The following is a 16,412-nucleotide window of genomic DNA, read 5'->3' as shown; positions in this document are numbered from 1 at the left end:
TCTGGACATTCGCCAGGGTGTTCCATCACAAGCAATCGGGTGCACGATGCGCAACGAATTTCGGTTGAAAGGCTCGGCGCGTGGCAGACCTGTACGTGGATGGCGAATGGCGGAACCCGGTGGCCGGCGGGCACCGGGAGATCCGATGTCCCGCTGACGGCACGCTCGCGGCGACCGTCTCGGAGGCGACACGCCCCGACACCGAGGCGGCGATCGCCGCGGCCCGCCGGGCCTTCGACGAGGGCCCCTGGCCCCACACCTCCGAGCGGGAGCGCGGCGCACTGCTGCTGCGCACCGCCGACCTGATCGAACGCGACGCCAAGGAATTCGCCCGCGCCGAGTCCCTGGACACCGGCAAGCGGCTGGTGGAGAGCGAGTACGACATCGCCGATGTCGTCTCCTGCTTCCGCTACTACGGCGGGCTCGGCGGCACCGACGCCGGCCGGGTGATCGACACCGGCCGCGACGACGCCGTCAGCCGCGTCGGATACGAGCCGGTCGGCGTGTGCGGGCTGATCACCCCCTGGAACTACCCGCTGCTGCAGGCCAGTTGGAAGGTCGCCCCGGCACTCCTCGCCGGCAACACGATCGTCCTCAAGCCCAGCGAGCTCACCCCCTCGACCTCCATCCTGCTGATGAAGGCACTGGAGGAGGCCGGGCTCCCGGCCGGCGCCGCCAATCTCGTCCTGGGCACCGGGCCCGAGGTGGGCGCACCGCTGTCCGAACACCCCGCCGTCGACATGGTCTCCTTCACCGGAGGACTGGAGACCGGCAAGCGCATCATGGCCACCGCCGCCGCGACCGTGAAGAAGGTCGCGCTGGAGCTCGGCGGCAAGAACCCCAACGTCGTCTTCGCCGACGCCGACTTCGAGACAGCCGTGGACTTCGCCCTCACGGCCGTCTTCCTGCACTCGGGACAGGTCTGCTCGGCCGGGGCCCGCCTCATCGTCCAGGACTCCCTGCACGACCGCTTCGTCGACGAGGTCGTCCGCCGCGCCCGGCAGATCCGCCTCGGCGGCCCCTTCGACCCCGAGGCCGAGACCGGGGCGCTGATCTCCGCGCAGCACCTGGCGAAGGTGGAGGCGTACGTCGCGGCCGGCCTCGCCGAAGGCGCCGTACTGCGCTGCGGCGGCGCACGGCCCGACGACCCCACGCTGGCGAACGGCCACTACTACCCGCCGACCGTGCTCGACGAGTGCCGGCAGGACATGCGCGTCGTGCACGAGGAGTCGTTCGGGCCCGTCCTCACGGTGGAGCGCTTCACCGACGAGGACGACGCCGTACGCATCGCCAACGACACCGAGTACGGACTCGCCGGAGCCGTCTGGACGCAGGACGCCGGCAAGGCCCAGCGGGTCGCCCGGCGGCTGCGCCACGGCACGGTCTGGATCAACGACTACCACCCCTATGTGCCGCAAGCGGAATGGGGTGGCTTCGGGCACTCGGGCGTGGGCCGGGAGCTGGGACCGACCGGCCTGAACGAGTACCGAGAGCCCAAGCACATCTGGCAGAACATCCAACCTCGGCCGCAGCACTGGTTCCGCGGCTGAACGCCGAAAGAAGGTCGAACGTGACCACACAGACCGAGGTGTCGCAGCGGCGCGGCACGCCCCAGGACTCGGGCTCCACCCCGGTCATCTCCGTGCGCAGGCTGTGGAAGGTGTTCGGGCCGAAGGCCGACCAGGTTCCGGACTCCGAGGAGCTGTGCGGGCTCACCCGCCGCGAGCTCATGGACCGCACCGGATGCACCGCCGCCGTACGCGACGTCCACTTCGACGTCTCGCCCGGCGAAGTCTTCGTCGTGATGGGCCTGTCCGGCTCCGGCAAGTCCACGCTGGTGCGATGTCTGACCCGGCTGATCGAACCCACCGCCGGTGAGGTCGTCTTCGAGGGCGAGGACATCCGGCAGGCGGACGCGGGGCGCCTGCGCGATCTGCGGCGCCGCAAGTTCTCCATGGTCTTCCAGCACTTCGGTCTGCTGCCCCACCGTCGCGTCGTCGACAACGTGGCGTTCGGGCTGGAGATCCGCGGCATGGGAAAGGCCGAGCGCACCAGGCGGGCCCAGGAGGTCGTCGAGCTGGTCGGCCTCGCGGGCTACGAGAACTCCTACCCCGACCAGCTGTCGGGCGGCATGCAGCAGCGCGTCGGCCTCGCCCGCGCGCTGGCCGGTGATCCGGACGTGCTCTTCTTCGACGAGCCGTTCTCCGCGCTCGACCCGCTGATCCGCCGCGACATGCAGAACGAGGTCATCCGCCTGCACCACGAGGTCGGCAAGACGATGGTGTTCATCACCCACGACCTCTCCGAGGCCCTCAAGCTGGGCGACCGCATCCTCATCATGCGCGACGGCAAGATGGTCCAGTGCGGCACCGGTGACGAACTCGTGGGTGCCCCGGCGGACGACTACGTGCGCGAGTTCGTCAAGGACGTGCCCCGCGGCGACGTGCTCACCCTGCGCTGGATCATGCGCCCCCTGGAGGACGGCGACGAACTGGACGGCCCCGAGATGGGTCCGGACGTCGTGGTCAAGGAGGCCACCCGGGCGGTGCTCGCGGCCGACAAGCCGGTCAAGGTCGTCGAGAACGGCAAGCTGCTCGGCATCGTCGGCGACGAGGAGATCCTCGCGGTCGTCGCCGGGCAGGAAGGCGGCGCGTGATGACCGTCGCCGTCGAGAAACCCGAGAAGACACAGGCGCCCGAGCCGGCCGCTCCCGTCAAAGAGGCACGCAGGGTCAGCCGGTCCCTGGTGGTCGGCGCCGTCCTGGTCGTGTGGCTGGTGCTGTTCGCCGTACTGCGCGGCAGGCAGACCCTCGCCCTGGCGGCGGCCGATCTCACCGATCTGCACCGGTGGATCAACGACGTCAACGACTCCATCGGGGCCAACCGCAACTCCAACCCGCTCTTCCTGTACTTCTTCAACGAGATCCGGCTGGTCATCGACAACCTGGTGATCTTCATCCAGGAGCTGATCTCCCAGCCGTCGGGCGCCCGCCCGGTCCCGCAGATCGGCTGGCTCGGTGTCGTCGGCATCGCCGGTTACCTCTCCTGGGCCGTGGGCAACTGGCGGGTCGCGCTGCTGGCCGTGGCCGGGTTCACCTTCATGGGGCTGCAGGGCCTGTGGCAGGAGAGCATGGACACCCTGGCGCTCATCCTGTGCGCGGTGTTCGTGGCGCTGCTGTTCGCGCTCCCGCTGGGTGTGTGTGCGGGGCTGTCGGACCGGTTCAACCGGATCATGACGCCGTTCCTGGACTTCATGCAGACGATGCCGACCTTCGTCTACCTGGCCCCGCTGACCCTGTTCTTCCTCATCGGCGGCGCCTCCGCCACCATCGCCACCGTCATCTACGCGGCCCCTCCGGCGATCCGGATCACCGCGCACGCCATCCGGAACGTGCCCGCCACGACCGTCGAGGCGGCCGACTCACTGGGCGCCACCCGCCGGCAGTCGCTGCTGAAGGTCCTGCTGCCGATGTCCAAGCGGACCGTGGTGATGGGCGTCAACCAGACCATCATGGCCGCCCTGGCCATGGTGACCATCGCGGCCCTGATCAACGCGCCCGGCCTCGGCGCGGTCGTCGTCCAGGCCCTGCAGTCGCTCGACGTCGGCACGGCCTTCAACGCGGGCCTCGCCATCGTCGTCATGGCGATCGTCCTGGACCGGGTCACGACCGCGGCCGCCGCGCGCGAGGAGAACACTCGGCGTGCCGACAACCCCTTCGTCAAGTGGCGGCGGCCGCTGCTGGGCGCCGGCGCGGCGGTCACCGCGGTCCTGATCTACCTGTCGCACACCTATCTGTGGGCGGCCGAGTTCCCCGGCGACGGCACCATCGGCAGCCACATAGCGAGCGCCGCGGACTCCGCGACCACCTGGGCGCAGGACAACCTGTCCGGCCTCACCAACGCGATCCGCGACGCCATCACCAACGGCCTGCTCAACCCGTTCCAGACGCTGGTCACCGACTCCCCGTGGTGGCTCGTCGGCGCGGTGCTGATCGCGCTGGGCGTGGTGCTCGGCGGCTGGAAGTCCGGGGTCACCACGGCCGTGTGCGTGGGCCTGCTGGTCGGCACCGGCGTGTGGTCGGACGCCATGACCACGCTCGCGTCGACGCTCGTGGCGACGGTGCTCGTGATGGTGCTCGGCATCGTCTTCGGCGTGTGGATGGGGCGCAGTCCGCTCGTGGACCGGGTGATCCGGCCCAGCCTGGACGCGGCCCAGGTCATGCCGCCGTTCGTCTATCTCGTGCCGTTCCTCGCGCTGTTCGGTCCCACGCGTTTCACGGCCATCGTGGCCGCGATCGTCTATGGAGCGCCCGTCGCGATGAAGATCATCGCGGACGGGATCCGGGCCGTGCCCGAGACCACCGTGGAGGCGGCCACCTCCGCCGGGTGCAACACCTGGCAGATCATCACCAAGGTCCAGCTGCCGATGGCACGCAGCGCCCTGACCCTCGCGACCAACCAGGGCCTGATCTACGTGCTGTCGATGGTTGTGGTGGGCGGCCTGGTAGGCGCGGGCGCCCTCGGCTACGACGTCGTGGCCGGCTTCTCGCAGCAACAGCTGTTCGGGAAGGGGCTGGCCGCAGGGCTCGCCATCGTCCTTCTCGGAGTCATGTTCGACCGGATCACTCAGGCAGCGGCGCGGCGTACCAGCGCGTAAGGAGTTCACTGACCATGGCAAGGCAAGCAACACAGTGGAGAGTCGGCGCGGCCGGCATAGCGGCCCTCGGCCTCACCCTCACCGCCTGCGGCGGTGCGAAGGTCGGTGACAGCTCCGCGGGCGCCGGCAGCGACGGCAAGTGCGGCACCTTCAACCTCGCGGTCAACCCGTGGGTGGGCTACGAGGCGGACGCGGCGGTCGTCGCCTACGTCGCCGAACACGACCTCAAGTGCAAGGTCAACCAGAAGGACCTGAAGGAGGAGATCGCCTGGCAGGGCTTCGGGACGGGCGAGGTGGACGCCGTCCTGGAGAACTGGGGTCACGACGACCTGAAGAAGAAGTACATCACCGACCAGAAGACCGCCGTCTCGGCCGGCTCGACCGGCAACAAGGGCGTCATCGGCTGGTACGTGCCGCCGTGGCTGGCGAAGGCGCACCCCGACATCACCGACTACAAGAACCTCAACAAGTACGCCGCGAAGTTCAAGACCTCCGAGTCGGGCGGCAAGGGCCAGCTCCTCGACGGCGACCCGTCGTACGTCACCAACGACGAGGCGCTGGTGAAGAACCTGAAGCTGGACTTCAAGGTGGTGTACGCGGGCAGCGAGACCGCCCTCATCCAGGCCTACCGGGACGCCGAGAAGAACAAGAAGTGGGTGATCGGCTACTTCTACGAGCCGCAGTGGTTCCTGTCCGAGGTGCCGCTGGTGAAGGTCAAGCTGCCCGAGTACAAGGAAGGCTGCGACGCGAACGCGGAGAAGGTCGCGTGCGACTACCCGGTGTACGACCTGGACAAGATCGTCAGCGCCAAGTTCGCCAAGTCGGGCAGCCCCGCCTATGACCTGGTGAAGAACTTCAACTGGACGAACGACGACCAGAACACCGTGGCGAAGTACATCGCGGTGGACAAGATGAAGCCCGAGGCGGCGGCCGAGAAGTGGGTCGAGGCCAACCGCGACAAGGTGGACGCCTGGATCAAGTAGCCCCGGCACGGATGCCCGGCGGGCGGTGCGCACGGACGCGCACCGCCCGCCGGGCATTCCCGTTTTCCAGGCCGTTTTCAAGGCCGCCTTCCAGTGCGTTCTCCGGCGTCTCCGGACCTCTTGACACCCACCTGCACGGCAGGCACATTGAGTTGCGCAACCTGAATCACGTTGCGCAGAAAGCAACTCAACCGGAGGTGCGGCGATGGCGGGACCGCGTGTGGTCATCATCGGAGCGGGAGTCGTCGGCGCGGCGCTCGCGGACGAGATCTCGGCGCGTGGCTGGACCGAGGTGACCGTGGTCGACCAGGGGCCGCTCCCGGCCACCGGTGGCTCGACCTCGCACGCCCCCGGCCTGGTCTTCCAGACGAACTCCTCGAAGACCATGACGGAACTGGCCCGCTACACCGTCGAGAAGTTCTGCTCCCTCGACGTCGACGGCAAGCCCTGCTTCCTCCAGGTCGGCGGCCTGGAGGTGGCGACCACGCCGGAGCGCCTCGCCGAACTGCACCGCCGGCACGGCTGGATCACCGCCTGGGGCATCGAGTCGCGGATCCTGACCGCCGACGAGTGCGTCGAGCAGCACCCGCTGGTCAACCGCGACAAGGTCCTCGGCGGCCTCCTCGTCCCGACCGACGGCCTCGCCAAGGCCGTCCTCGCCGTCGAGGCCCAGATCCGCCGGGCCACCGAGCGCGGCGTCCGCTTCCTCGCCCGCCACGAGGTCCTCGACACCCTGACGGCCGACGGCGAGGTGACGGGCGTCCGCACCGACCAGGGCGATCTGGAAGCCGACATCGTCGTGTGCTGCGCCGGCATCTGGGGCCCGAAGATCGCCCGCATGGCCGGCATGAACCTGCCGCTGACCCCGCTGGCCCACCAGCTCGCCTGGACTGGCCCCGTCCCGGCCCTCGCCGGCCAGACGCAGGAGGCGGTCCGCCCGATCCTGCGCCACCAGGACGCCGACCTCTACTACCGCGACCGCTTCGACGGCATCGGCATCGGCTACTACGGCCACCGTCCGATGCCGATCACCGCGGACGAGATCCTCTCCGTCGACGAGGCCGCCGACATGCCGTCGGTCCTGAAGTTCACCGAGGAGGACTTCGAGCCCGCCTGGGCCGAGACCCAGTCCCTGCTCCCCGCGACGCAGGAGGCCAAGGTCGAGGAGGGCATCAACGGCCTGTTCTCCTTCACCACCGACAACTTCCCGCTCCTCGGCGAGTCCCCGGACGTCAAGGGCTTCTGGGTCGCCGAGGCCGTCTGGGTCACCCACTCCGCGGGCGTCGGCCGGGCCATGGCCGAGTGGCTGGTCGACGGCCACTGCTCGTCCTTCGACCTGCACGAGTGCGACGTCAACCGCTTCGAGCCGCACCAGCTGTCCCCGGAGTACGTCCTGGCCCGCGACTGCCAGAACTTCGTCGAGGTCTACGACATCCTCCACCCCCTCCAGCCGTCCGGCGACCCGCGCCCGATCCGCACCAGCCCCTTCCACACCCGCCAACAGGAGCACGGCGCCTTCTTCCTGGAGGCGAACGGCTGGGAGCGCCCGCAGTGGTACGAGGCCAACGCGAAGCTCGTCGAGGGCCGCAACATCCCCACCCCCAACGACTGGGCCGCGCAGTTCTGGTCGCCCGTCGTCGGCGCCGAGGCACAGGTCACCCGCGAGACCGTCGCGATGTACGACATGACGGCCCTCAAGCGCCTGGAGGTGAGCGGCCCCGGCTCCGCGGAGTTCCTGGAGCGCCTGTGCACGGGCAAGGTCGCCAAGTCCGTCGGCTCGGTGACGTACACCCTCCTGCTGGACCACGACGGCGGCATCCGCAGCGACATCACCGTCGCCCGCCTCGCCCGCGACCTCTTCCAGGTCGGCGCCAACGGCAACCTCGACCTCGACTGGTTCGGCCGCCACCTCCCCGCCGACGGCACGGTCCAGGTCCGCGACATCACCCCCGGCACCTGCTGCATCGGCCTGTGGGGCCCGCTGGCCCGCAAGGTCCTCCAGCCGCTGACCGACGAGGACTTCACCAACGACGGCCTCAAGTACTTCCGCGCCAAGCGCGCCTACATCGGCAGCGTCCCGGTGACGGCGATGCGCCTGTCCTACGTCGGTGAACTCGGCTGGGAGCTGTACACCACCGCCGACCAGGGCCAGAAGCTGTGGGACACCCTGTGGCAGGCCGCGGGGCCCCTCGGCGGCGTCATCGCCGGCCGCGGCGCCTTCAACAGCCTCCGCCTGGAGAAGGGCTACCGCTCCTTCGGCACCGACATGACCTACGAGCACGACCCCTACGAGGCCGGCGTCGGCTTCGCCGTCAAGCTCGACAAGGACGACTTCATCGGCAAGGCCGCGCTGGAGCGCCGCAAGGAGAACGTACGGCGCAGGCTGACCTGCCTCACCATCGACGACCCGCAGTCGGTCGTCCTGGGCAAGGAGCCGGTGTACGACGGCGACCGGGCCGTCGGCTACGTCACCAGCGCCGCCTACGGCTACACCGTCGACAAGGGCATCGCCTACGCCTGGCTCCCGGCCGAGCTGGCTGTTCCCGGCACGCCCCTGCAGATCGGCTACTTCGACCGGCGCGTAGAAGCGGTCGTCGCCGAGGAGCCCCTGTTCGACCCCACCATGTCCCGCCTCCGTGGCTGACACCCCGCGTCGACTCCGAGGGAACTCGAGGGAAGGAACACCGCCGGTGAACGCACAGCTGCTCGACGGCAAGGCGACCGCCGCCGACATCCGCCGCGAACTCGCGGAGCGCGTGGCCAAGTTGACGGCCACGAACGGCCGCCCGCCCGGCCTGGGCACCGTCCTGGTCGGCGACGACCCCGGCAGCCATGCCTACGTCGGCGGCAAGCACCGCGACTGCGCGCAGGTCGGCATCGCCTCCATCCGCCGGGACCTGCCCGCCGACGCCTCCCAGGAGCAGGTCGAGGAGACGATCGACGAGCTCAACGCCGACCCGGACTGCACCGGCTACATCGTCCAGCTCCCGCTCCCGCGCCACCTGGACGCCAACGCCGTACTGGAACGCATGGACCCGGCCAAGGACGCCGACGGCCTGCACCCCGTCAACCTCGGCCGGCTCACCCTGGGCGTCGAGGCACCGCTGCCGTGCACCCCGCGCGGCATCGTGGAACTGCTCCGCCGCCACGACGTACCGCTCGCCGGAGCGCGCGTCTGCGTGATCGGCCGCGGCATCACCGTCGGCCGCCCGATCGGCCTCCTCCTCACCCGCCGCTCCGAGAACGCCACCGTGACCTTGTGCCACACCGGCACCAAGGGACTCGCCTGGCACGTCCGCGAGGCGGACATCGTCATCGCCGCCGCCGGCTCGCCCGGACTGGTCACCAAGGACATGCTGCGCCCCGGCGCCGCGGTCCTGGACGTCGGCATCACCCGCACCGACCAGGGCCTGGTCGGCGACATCCACCCGGACGCCGCCCAGGTCGCCGGATGGATCGCCCCCATGCCCGGCGGCGTGGGCCCCATGACCCGGGCGATGTTGCTCGCCAACGTCGTCGAGGCCGCCGAGAGGAACGCGAGCACCGTATGAACCTGTCCCTGCCCCACGACGGAGACGTCCGATGAGCCCCCGCACCCCCGGCGCCGACCTGCCCGACCACCCCGACTTCCTGTGGCGCAATCCCGAGCCCAGGAAGTCGTACGACGTGGTGATCGTCGGCGGCGGCGGCCACGGCCTCGCCACCGCGCACTACCTCGCCCGGAACCACGGCATCACCAATGTCGCGGTGCTGGAGAAGGGCTGGCTCGCGGGCGGCAACATGGCCCGCAACACCACGATCATCCGCTCCAACTACCTGTGGGACGAGAGCGCCGGCATCTACGAGCACGCCCTCAAGCTCTGGGAGGGCCTGGCGGACGAGCTCGACTACCCGATCCTCTTCTCCCAGCGCGGCGTACTGAACCTGGCCCACAGCCTCCAGGACGTCCGCGACAGCGTCCGCCGCGTCGAGGCGAACCGCCTCAACGGCGTGGACGCGGAGTGGCTCGACGCGGACGGCGTCAAGGAAGTCTGCCCGATCGTCAACATCTCGCCGGACGTGCGCTACCCGGTCCTGGGCGCCACCTACCAGCCGCGCGCGGGCATCGCCAAACACGACTACGTCGCCTGGGGCCTGGCCCGCTCGGCGGACGCGGCAGGCATCGACATCATCCAGAACTGCGAGGTCACAGGCCTCGACGTGGTCGGCAACCGGGTGGTCGGCGTCCGGACCAACCTCGGCCCCATCGCGGCCGGCAAGGTGGCGCTCTGCTCGGCGGGCCACACCTCGGTCCTCGCCGCCATGGCGGGCATCGAACTGCCCGTCCAGAGCCACCCGTTGCAGGCGCTGGTCTCGGAACTCCTGGAGCCGATCCACCCCACGGTCGTCATGTCCAACGCCGTCCACGTGTACGTCAGCCAGGCCCACAAGGGCGAGCTGGTCATGGGCGCGGGCATCGACGCGTACAACTCGTACACCCAGCGCGGCGCCTTCCACATCATCGAGGAGCAGATGTCGGCGGCCCTGGAGCTCTTCCCGGTCTTCGCCCGCGCCCACGTCCTGCGCACCTGGGGCGGCATCGTCGACGTCAGCCCCGACGCCTCACCGATCATCGGGCTCAGCCCCGTCGACAACCTCTACCTCAACTGCGGCTGGGGAACGGGCGGCTTCAAGGCCACCCCCGGCGTCGGCTGGGTCTACGCCCACACCATCGCCAACGACACCCCGCACGCCCTCAACGCCCCCTTCTCGCTCGACCGTTTCACCACCGGCGCGCTCGTCGACGAGCACGGCGCGGCCGCGGTGGCCCACTAGGACCACTGGAATCTGGGAGCCGATCCATGCTGCTCATCCCCTGCCCGTGGTGCGGGCCCCGCGACGAGGCCGAGTTCCACTACGGCGGCCAGGCGCACGTCCCGTACCCGGAGGACCCGGCGTCCCTCTCCGACGAGGAGTGGGCCCGCTACCTCTTCTTCCGCGACAACCCGAAGGGCCCCTTCGCCGAGCGCTGGAGCCACGCGTCCGGCTGCCGCCGCTGGTTCAACGCGGTACGGGACACGTCGACGAACGAGATCCTGACGGCGTACAGGACGGGAGAGGAACGCCCGGCAACGCTTGAGCCGAAGCCGGTGTTTTCAGCGGGGTCTGGGGCGGCAGCCCCAGAAGGGGCGCGGGGAACTGCGCGACAAGCCCCCACCCACCCGCAGCCGAATGACAACCCTGGCGGGGTCGAAGGGGCGGAGCCCCTTCAGGATGGGACGGGTACGGGCGGCGGGGGCGAGACAACCCAGCCGTTCCGCCACGCGACCCGCGGCCGCATCGACCGCGCCACCCCCCTCACCTTCACCTTCGACGGCACCGAATACCAAGGCTTCCGGGGCGACACCCTCGCCTCCGCCCTCCTCGCCAACGGCGTCATCCAGGCCGGCACCAGCATCAAGCTCGGCCGCCCCCGCGGCATCTTCTCCGCCGGCGTCGAAGAACCCAACGCGGTCATCCAGATCGAGGAGCCCTTCCCGGAGCCGATGCTCCCCGCCACGACCGTAGAGCTCTACGACGGCCTGGTCGCCACCAGCCTCCCCGGCCAGGGCCGCCTCGCCACCGACCCGGACCCCGCCCGCTACGACGCCGTACACGCCCACTGCGACCTGCTGATCGTGGGCGCCGGCCCGGCCGGCCTCGCGGCAGCGGCCGCGGCGGCGAACAGCGGCGCCCGTGTCATCCTCGCCGACGACCAGCCGGAACCCGGCGGCAGCCTCCTCGGCACGGCCCAACACCTCGACTGGGTACGGGAAGTGACCGAGCAGCTCGACGCCGCCCCCGAGGTCCGCGTCCTGCCCCGCACCACCGTCTTCGGCCACTACGACGACAACCACATCCTCGCCGTCGAACGCCGCACCAACCACCTCGGCGCCGACGCCCCGGAGAACGTCTCGCGCGAACGCGTCTGGCGCATCCGCGCCCGCCGGGTCGTCCTCGCCACCGGCGCCCACGAGCGCTCACTGGCCTTCGCGGACAACGACCGCCCCGGCGTGATGCTGGCCTCCTCGGCCCGGACCCACGTCAACCGCCACGGCGCCCTGCCCGGCCGGCACGCGGTCGTCTTCACGACCAACGACAGCGCGTACGCGGCGGCCCTGGACCTGGCCTCGGCGGGCCTGGCCATCACGGCGATCGTCGACACCCGCCCCGAGCCGGGCGAGTGGGCCGAGCGCGCGAGGGCGGCCGGCATCGAGGTACTGGCCGGCCATGCCGTCATCGGCACGGAGGGCGAGGCCCGCGTCACCGCCGTGACCGTCGCCCCCTACGGTGAGTCCACCGGCCGACGGCAGTTCGCCGCCGACCTGCTGCTGGTCTCCGGCGGCTGGAACCCGGTGGCGCACCTGTTCAGCCAGTCGGGCGGCAAGCTGCGCTACGACGACACGCTGGGCTCCTTCGTCCCCGACACCACCCGCCAGGCGGTCGAGGTCGTCGGCAGCGCCGGCGGTGCCCTCGACCCGGCCACCGTCCTGGCACAGGGCGCGGCCGCCGGTGCCCGCGCCGTCGAGGCCGAGGGCTACACGCCCGGGGCACCGCGCCTCCCGGAGGTCCCCACGCAGCCGCGGCCGACGGCGCCGATGCATGTGTACGTCGTCCCGGGTGACGCCGAAGGCCCTCGTTTCGTCGACCTCCAGCGTGACGTCACCGTCGACGACCTGGCCCGCGCGACCGGCGCCGGCCTGCACTCGGTCGAGCACACCAAGCGCTACACCACGGCCGGCACGGCCAACGACCAGGGCAAGACCTCCGGAGTCCTGGCCAGCGGGGTGGTGGCCGAACTGCTCGGCGTGGACATCTCGGCACTCGGCACCACGACGTTCCGCCCGCCGTACGTCCCGGTCTCCTTCGCCGCCCTCGCGGGCCGCGACCGGGGCACGCTGAGCGACCCGGTCCGCACGACCGCCATCCACGAGTGGCATGTCGCGCACGGCGCCCTGTTCGAGAACGTCGGCCAGTGGAAGCGGCCCTGGTACTACCCGCAGGACGGCGAGGACATGGAAGCGGCCGTGCTGCGTGAATGCGCCGCCACCCGCGAGAGCGTGGGCTTCATGGACGCCTCCACCCTCGGCAAGATCGACGTACAGGGCCCGGACGCGGGCGTCTTCCTCGACCGGCTCTACACCAACATGATGAGCACCCTGAAGGTCGGCATGATCCGCTACGGCGTCATGTGCCGCCCGGACGGCATGGTCTTCGACGACGGCACGGTCATCCGCGTCGCCCCGGACCGCTTCCTGGTCACCACGACGACGGGCAACGCCGCCGCCGTACTCGACTGGATGGAGGAGTGGCACCAGACCGAGTGGCCCGAGCTGAAGGTGCACTGCACCTCCGTGACCGAACAGTGGGCCACGGTCGCCCTGGTCGGCCCGAAGTCCCGCGAGGTCCTCGCCTCGCTCGCGCCTCAACTCGCCGTCGCCAACGACGACTTCCCGTTCATGGCCTGGCGGGAGACGACCGTCGCGGGCATCGAGGCCCGGGTCTGCCGGATCAGCTTCTCCGGTGAACTCGCCTTCGAGATCAACGTGTCACCGTGGCAGGCCCTTGCCCTGTGGGAGGCGGTGTACGAGGCCGGCGCCCCGTACGGCATCACGCCGTACGGCACGGAGACCATGCACGTCCTGCGCGCCGAGAAGGGCTACCCGATCATCGGCCAGGACACCGACGGCACCGTCACCCCCCAGGACCTCGGCATGAGCTGGGTGGTGTCGAAGAAGAAGCCGGACTTCATCGGCAAGCGTTCCCACGCCCGCGCCGACACCTCCCGCCCCGACCGCAAGCACCTGGTCGGCCTGCTCCCCGAGGATCCGGGGACCTTCCTCCCGGAGGGCACCCACCTGATCGCCGAGGGTGTGCTGCCGACCCCGCCCGTCCCCATGCTCGGCCATGTCACGTCCAGTTACCGCAGCGCCGCCCTGGGCCGGACGTTCGCGCTTGCCCTGATCAAGGGCGGCCGGGACCGTATCGGCGAGCGGCTGTACGCCCCCGTCGGTGACCAACTGGTACCGGTGACCGTGGCCGGCCCCGTCCTCTACGACCCCGAGGGAGCACGCCGCGATGGCTGAGACCGCCCTTACCGCCCCGCTGCGCAGCCCGCTGTCGCGCGTCGCCGGCCGGCTGGCCGCCGCGACCCACGCGTCCGGGGGCGCGATCCGGCTGGCCGAACTTCCCTTCCTGGCCCAGCTCAACGTGCGCCTGGACGCCAAGGGAGCGGCGGCGGAAGCCGTCGCGCTCGCCCTGGACCTGCAACTGCCGCTCCAGCCGAACACCGTCGTCCGCGCGGGGGAGTCGACCGCGCTGTGGCTCGGCCCGGACGAGTGGCTGCTGGTGGCACCGCCGGGCAGCGAGCGGGATCTGGAGAGCCGGATCCGGGAGGCCGCGGGTGACGAGCCCGTCTCGGTCACCGACGTCTCCGCGCAGCGCACGACGCTCCTCGTCTCGGGTCCTCGCGCGCACGACCTGCTCGCCCACGGCTGTGCGCTGGATCTGCATCCGCGGGTCTTCGGCGCCGGACGCTGCGCCCAGACGACCCTGGGCCGCGCACAGGTCGTCCTGGTCGCCCGGGACGACCCGAGGGCCGGATTCTGGGTCCTGGTGCGCTCGACGTTCGCCGGCTATCTGGCGGACTGGCTGCTCGACGCGGCGACGGAATACGTCTGAGTGTCCTGGGCGGGTTGTCCCCTCACCCCTGTGGGAGCTCCCCCGAGGGCTCCCACAGGGCGTTGTGCAGCAAGTCTCTTCACCTGCTTCGAAGGCTGGACCCTGTGACCGTCACGGCTGACACCACCACCCCACCGCACCCGGGGATGCCCGCTCTCCACCCGCACGGGCTGCCCCGACCCGGCCGGACGCTGGTCATGGGCGTCGTGAACGTCACCCCGGACTCGTTCTCCGACGGCGGCCTGTCGTTCGCCGCGGACGCGGCCGTCGCACACGGGCTCGCACTGCTCGGACAGGGCGCGGACATCGTGGACGTCGGCGGCGAGTCGACCCGCCCCGGCGCCGTGCGCCCGCCGGTCGAGGAGGAACTGCGACGCGTCCTGCCCGTAGTCCGGGAACTCGCCGCGGCGGGCGCGATCGTGAGCGTCGACACCATGCGCGCCGAGGTCGCCGCACGCGCGCTGGACGCGGGTGCGCGGCTGGTCAACGACGTCTCCGGGGGCCTCGCGGATCCCGCGATGCTGCCGCTGATGGCCCGGGCGGGGACGCCGTACGTCCTCATGCACTGGCGTGGACACTCCGCCGGCATGCAGGCGAACGCGGTCTACGACGACGTCGTCACCGATGTGCTCGACGAACTGCGCCTCAGGATCGACGCCGCGCTGGAGGCCGGGATGCCGCCGGGCTGTCTGGTCGTCGACCCGGGGCTGGGCTTCGCCAAGACGTCCGACCACAACTGGGAGCTCCTGGGGCGCCTCGGGGGCGTCATGGCCCTGGGCCACCCCGTGCTGGTGGGCGCGTCGAGAAAGGCGTTTCTGGGCAGTCTGCTGGCGGACCGGACGACGGGACAGCCACGCCCCGCGCGGCTGCGCGATGCCGCCACCAGCGCCGTGTCCGTGCTCGCCGCCGCGCAGGGCGTCTGGTGCCTGCGCGTGCACGATGTCGCCTCCACGGCCGACGCGGTACGCGTGACGGCCCGCTGGGGCGGCGAGGCGGTGGGCAGGGCGCTGGGGCCTCAGCCCAGATAGCCCATCCGGCGGCTGATCTCCTCCGCGCCCTTGATCAGCACGGGTGCGAGGTCGCGCATGCGTTCCTCGGTGAAGCGGTACGTGGGGCCCGAGGCGCTGAGGGCGGCGATCACCTCGCCGTCGCGGGAGCGGATCGGGGCGGCCATGGCGTGCAACCCGATCTCCAGTTCCTCCAGTGCCACCGCGTAGCCGCGCTCCCGCGCCTCGGCGAGATTCTTCTCCAGCCTTGCCCTGGAGGTCAGAGTGTGCGGTGTCAGCTTCCGCGTCCCGGAAGCCGCGAGCACGTCGGCCCGCTCCTTCTCCGAGAGATGGGCCAGGAGGACCTTGCCGCTGGACGTGGCGTGCACCGGGGTCAGCTGCCCGACCCAGTTGTGCGTGCCGACCGCGCCCGGGCCGCGTACCTGGTACAGGTTGACGGCGTAGTGCTCCTGCAGGACCGCGATGTTGACCGTCTCGCCGATCTCCTCGCTGAGCCGCTCGCACACCGGACGGCCCTGCTGGGTGATGTCCAGGCGCCCCGTGACCGCGCCGGCCAGGCGCACGATCCCGAAGCCCAGCCGGTACTTGCCCCGCTCGGCCGTCTGCTCGACCAGGCCGCGCGCCTCCAGGGCCCCGAGCAGCCGGAACGCGGTCGACTTGTGCACATCGATCTCGGCGGCCACCTCGCTGACGCCCGCCTCGCCGCGCCGGGCGAGGATCTCCAGGACGCTGACGGCGCGGTCGACGGACTGCACGCCGTTCACCGAGGCACCTGTTGTTTCGCTATCTGCGACGTGGTTGCTCATAGCGCAACTATACGCATTCCTCGACGGATCACGAGGGGCCGCGGCGACCGGACAGAAGGCCGATCGGGCACTTGACGCCGACGGCCTTCGCGCACTCTAGGGCTGCCCGTTCCTCGGCGGAAGACGGCCGTGCAATTCCTGTGGGGCAGCGGCGCGACAGCGTGGGGCCAGCCTCTTGACAGTGGGTGTCTGCGGGGAGACAGTTTGGTCGGTCGTTGCTTATAGCGAAGAGAGTTGCTTGATGCGCAACCACTGTTGAT

General features: G+C 70.7%; 11 protein-coding genes. 10 read left to right on the top strand and 1 reads right to left on the bottom strand.

Annotated elements, in window-relative coordinates; genetic code table 11:
• Positions 1-80 precede the first annotated feature (80 nt).
• The 10 genes from ACIBU0_RS29505 (at position 81) to folP (ending at position 15,367) form a co-directional block, all read left to right on the top strand.
• Complete coding sequence (locus ACIBU0_RS29505; protein WP_398824426.1) at positions 81-1,550, top strand: aldehyde dehydrogenase family protein; 1,470 nt, start codon at positions 81-83, stop codon at positions 1,548-1,550.
• A gap of 20 nt (positions 1,551-1,570) precedes the next feature.
• The gene (locus tag ACIBU0_RS29500) at positions 1,571-2,656 is read left to right on the top strand and encodes a glycine betaine/L-proline ABC transporter ATP-binding protein (protein WP_398824424.1); all 1,086 of its coding nucleotides are present in this window, start codon (positions 1,571-1,573) and stop codon (positions 2,654-2,656) included.
• Positions 2,656-4,656 (top strand): ABC transporter permease, encoded by a 2,001-nt coding sequence (locus ACIBU0_RS29495; protein WP_398824422.1) that lies wholly within the window; start codon positions 2,656-2,658, stop codon positions 4,654-4,656. The genes ACIBU0_RS29500 and ACIBU0_RS29495 overlap by 1 nt, the downstream gene beginning before the upstream one ends.
• A gap of 14 nt (positions 4,657-4,670) precedes the next feature.
• A complete protein-coding gene (locus ACIBU0_RS29490) occupies positions 4,671-5,639 on the top strand; it encodes an ABC transporter substrate-binding protein (protein WP_398824420.1) in 969 nt (322 codons plus the stop codon).
• Positions 5,640-5,844: 205 nt separating this feature from the next.
• On the top strand, positions 5,845-8,283 hold the full coding sequence (locus tag ACIBU0_RS29485; RefSeq protein WP_398824418.1) for an FAD-dependent oxidoreductase: 2,439 nt from the start codon (positions 5,845-5,847) through the stop codon (positions 8,281-8,283).
• A 46-nt stretch (positions 8,284-8,329) separates the two neighbouring features.
• Positions 8,330-9,190, top strand: a complete 861-nt coding sequence (locus ACIBU0_RS29480; protein WP_398824416.1) for a bifunctional methylenetetrahydrofolate dehydrogenase/methenyltetrahydrofolate cyclohydrolase — start codon at positions 8,330-8,332, stop codon at positions 9,188-9,190.
• A 31-nt stretch (positions 9,191-9,221) separates the two neighbouring features.
• A complete protein-coding gene (locus tag ACIBU0_RS29475; protein ID WP_398824414.1) occupies positions 9,222-10,454 on the top strand; it encodes a sarcosine oxidase subunit beta family protein in 1,233 nt (410 codons plus the stop codon).
• A gap of 26 nt (positions 10,455-10,480) precedes the next feature.
• On the top strand, positions 10,481-13,744 hold the full coding sequence (locus tag ACIBU0_RS29470; protein ID WP_398824412.1) for a sarcosine oxidase subunit alpha family protein: 3,264 nt from the start codon (positions 10,481-10,483) through the stop codon (positions 13,742-13,744).
• Positions 13,737-14,339, top strand: a complete 603-nt coding sequence (locus ACIBU0_RS29465) for a sarcosine oxidase subunit gamma (RefSeq protein ID WP_398824410.1) — start codon at positions 13,737-13,739, stop codon at positions 14,337-14,339. Before ACIBU0_RS29470 ends, ACIBU0_RS29465 begins: the two co-directional genes overlap by 8 nt.
• 146 nt (positions 14,340-14,485) lie before the next feature.
• Positions 14,486-15,367 (top strand): dihydropteroate synthase, encoded by an 882-nt coding sequence (gene folP, locus ACIBU0_RS29460; RefSeq protein ID WP_398824612.1) that lies wholly within the window; start codon positions 14,486-14,488, stop codon positions 15,365-15,367.
• On the opposite strand, the gene ACIBU0_RS29455 is transcribed toward folP, so the two are convergent.
• Positions 15,355-16,152, bottom strand: coding sequence for an IclR family transcriptional regulator (locus ACIBU0_RS29455; RefSeq protein ID WP_398824408.1), 798 nt, complete (start codon positions 16,150-16,152; stop codon positions 15,355-15,357). The two genes, folP and ACIBU0_RS29455, sit on opposite strands and share 13 nt — an antisense overlap.
• Positions 16,153-16,412: the final 260 nt, after the last annotated feature.

The organism is Streptomyces sp. NPDC049627, from assembly GCF_044465645.1.
In the GTDB taxonomy this organism is placed as follows: domain Bacteria; phylum Actinomycetota; class Actinomycetes; order Streptomycetales; family Streptomycetaceae; genus Streptomyces.
This window is presented reverse-complemented; position numbering and strand designations above follow the sequence as displayed.

Excerpts from the sequence above, each read along its gene's own strand:
- folP (WP_398824612.1), top strand. The coding sequence starts at position 14,486 with ATGCCCGCTCTCCACCCGCACGGGCTGCCCCGACCCGGCCGGACGCTG.
- ACIBU0_RS29475 (WP_398824414.1), top strand. The coding sequence starts at position 9,222 with ATGAGCCCCCGCACCCCCGGCGCCGACCTGCCCGACCACCCCGACTTC.
- ACIBU0_RS29470 (WP_398824412.1), top strand. The coding sequence starts at position 10,481 with ATGCTGCTCATCCCCTGCCCGTGGTGCGGGCCCCGCGACGAGGCCGAG.
- ACIBU0_RS29455 (WP_398824408.1), bottom strand. The coding sequence starts at position 16,152 with ATGAGCAACCACGTCGCAGATAGCGAAACAACAGGTGCCTCGGTGAAC.
- ACIBU0_RS29490 (WP_398824420.1), top strand. The coding sequence starts at position 4,671 with ATGGCAAGGCAAGCAACACAGTGGAGAGTCGGCGCGGCCGGCATAGCG.
- ACIBU0_RS29465 (WP_398824410.1), top strand. The coding sequence starts at position 13,737 with ATGGCTGAGACCGCCCTTACCGCCCCGCTGCGCAGCCCGCTGTCGCGC.
- ACIBU0_RS29495 (WP_398824422.1), top strand. The coding sequence starts at position 2,656 with ATGACCGTCGCCGTCGAGAAACCCGAGAAGACACAGGCGCCCGAGCCG.
- ACIBU0_RS29485 (WP_398824418.1), top strand. The coding sequence starts at position 5,845 with ATGGCGGGACCGCGTGTGGTCATCATCGGAGCGGGAGTCGTCGGCGCG.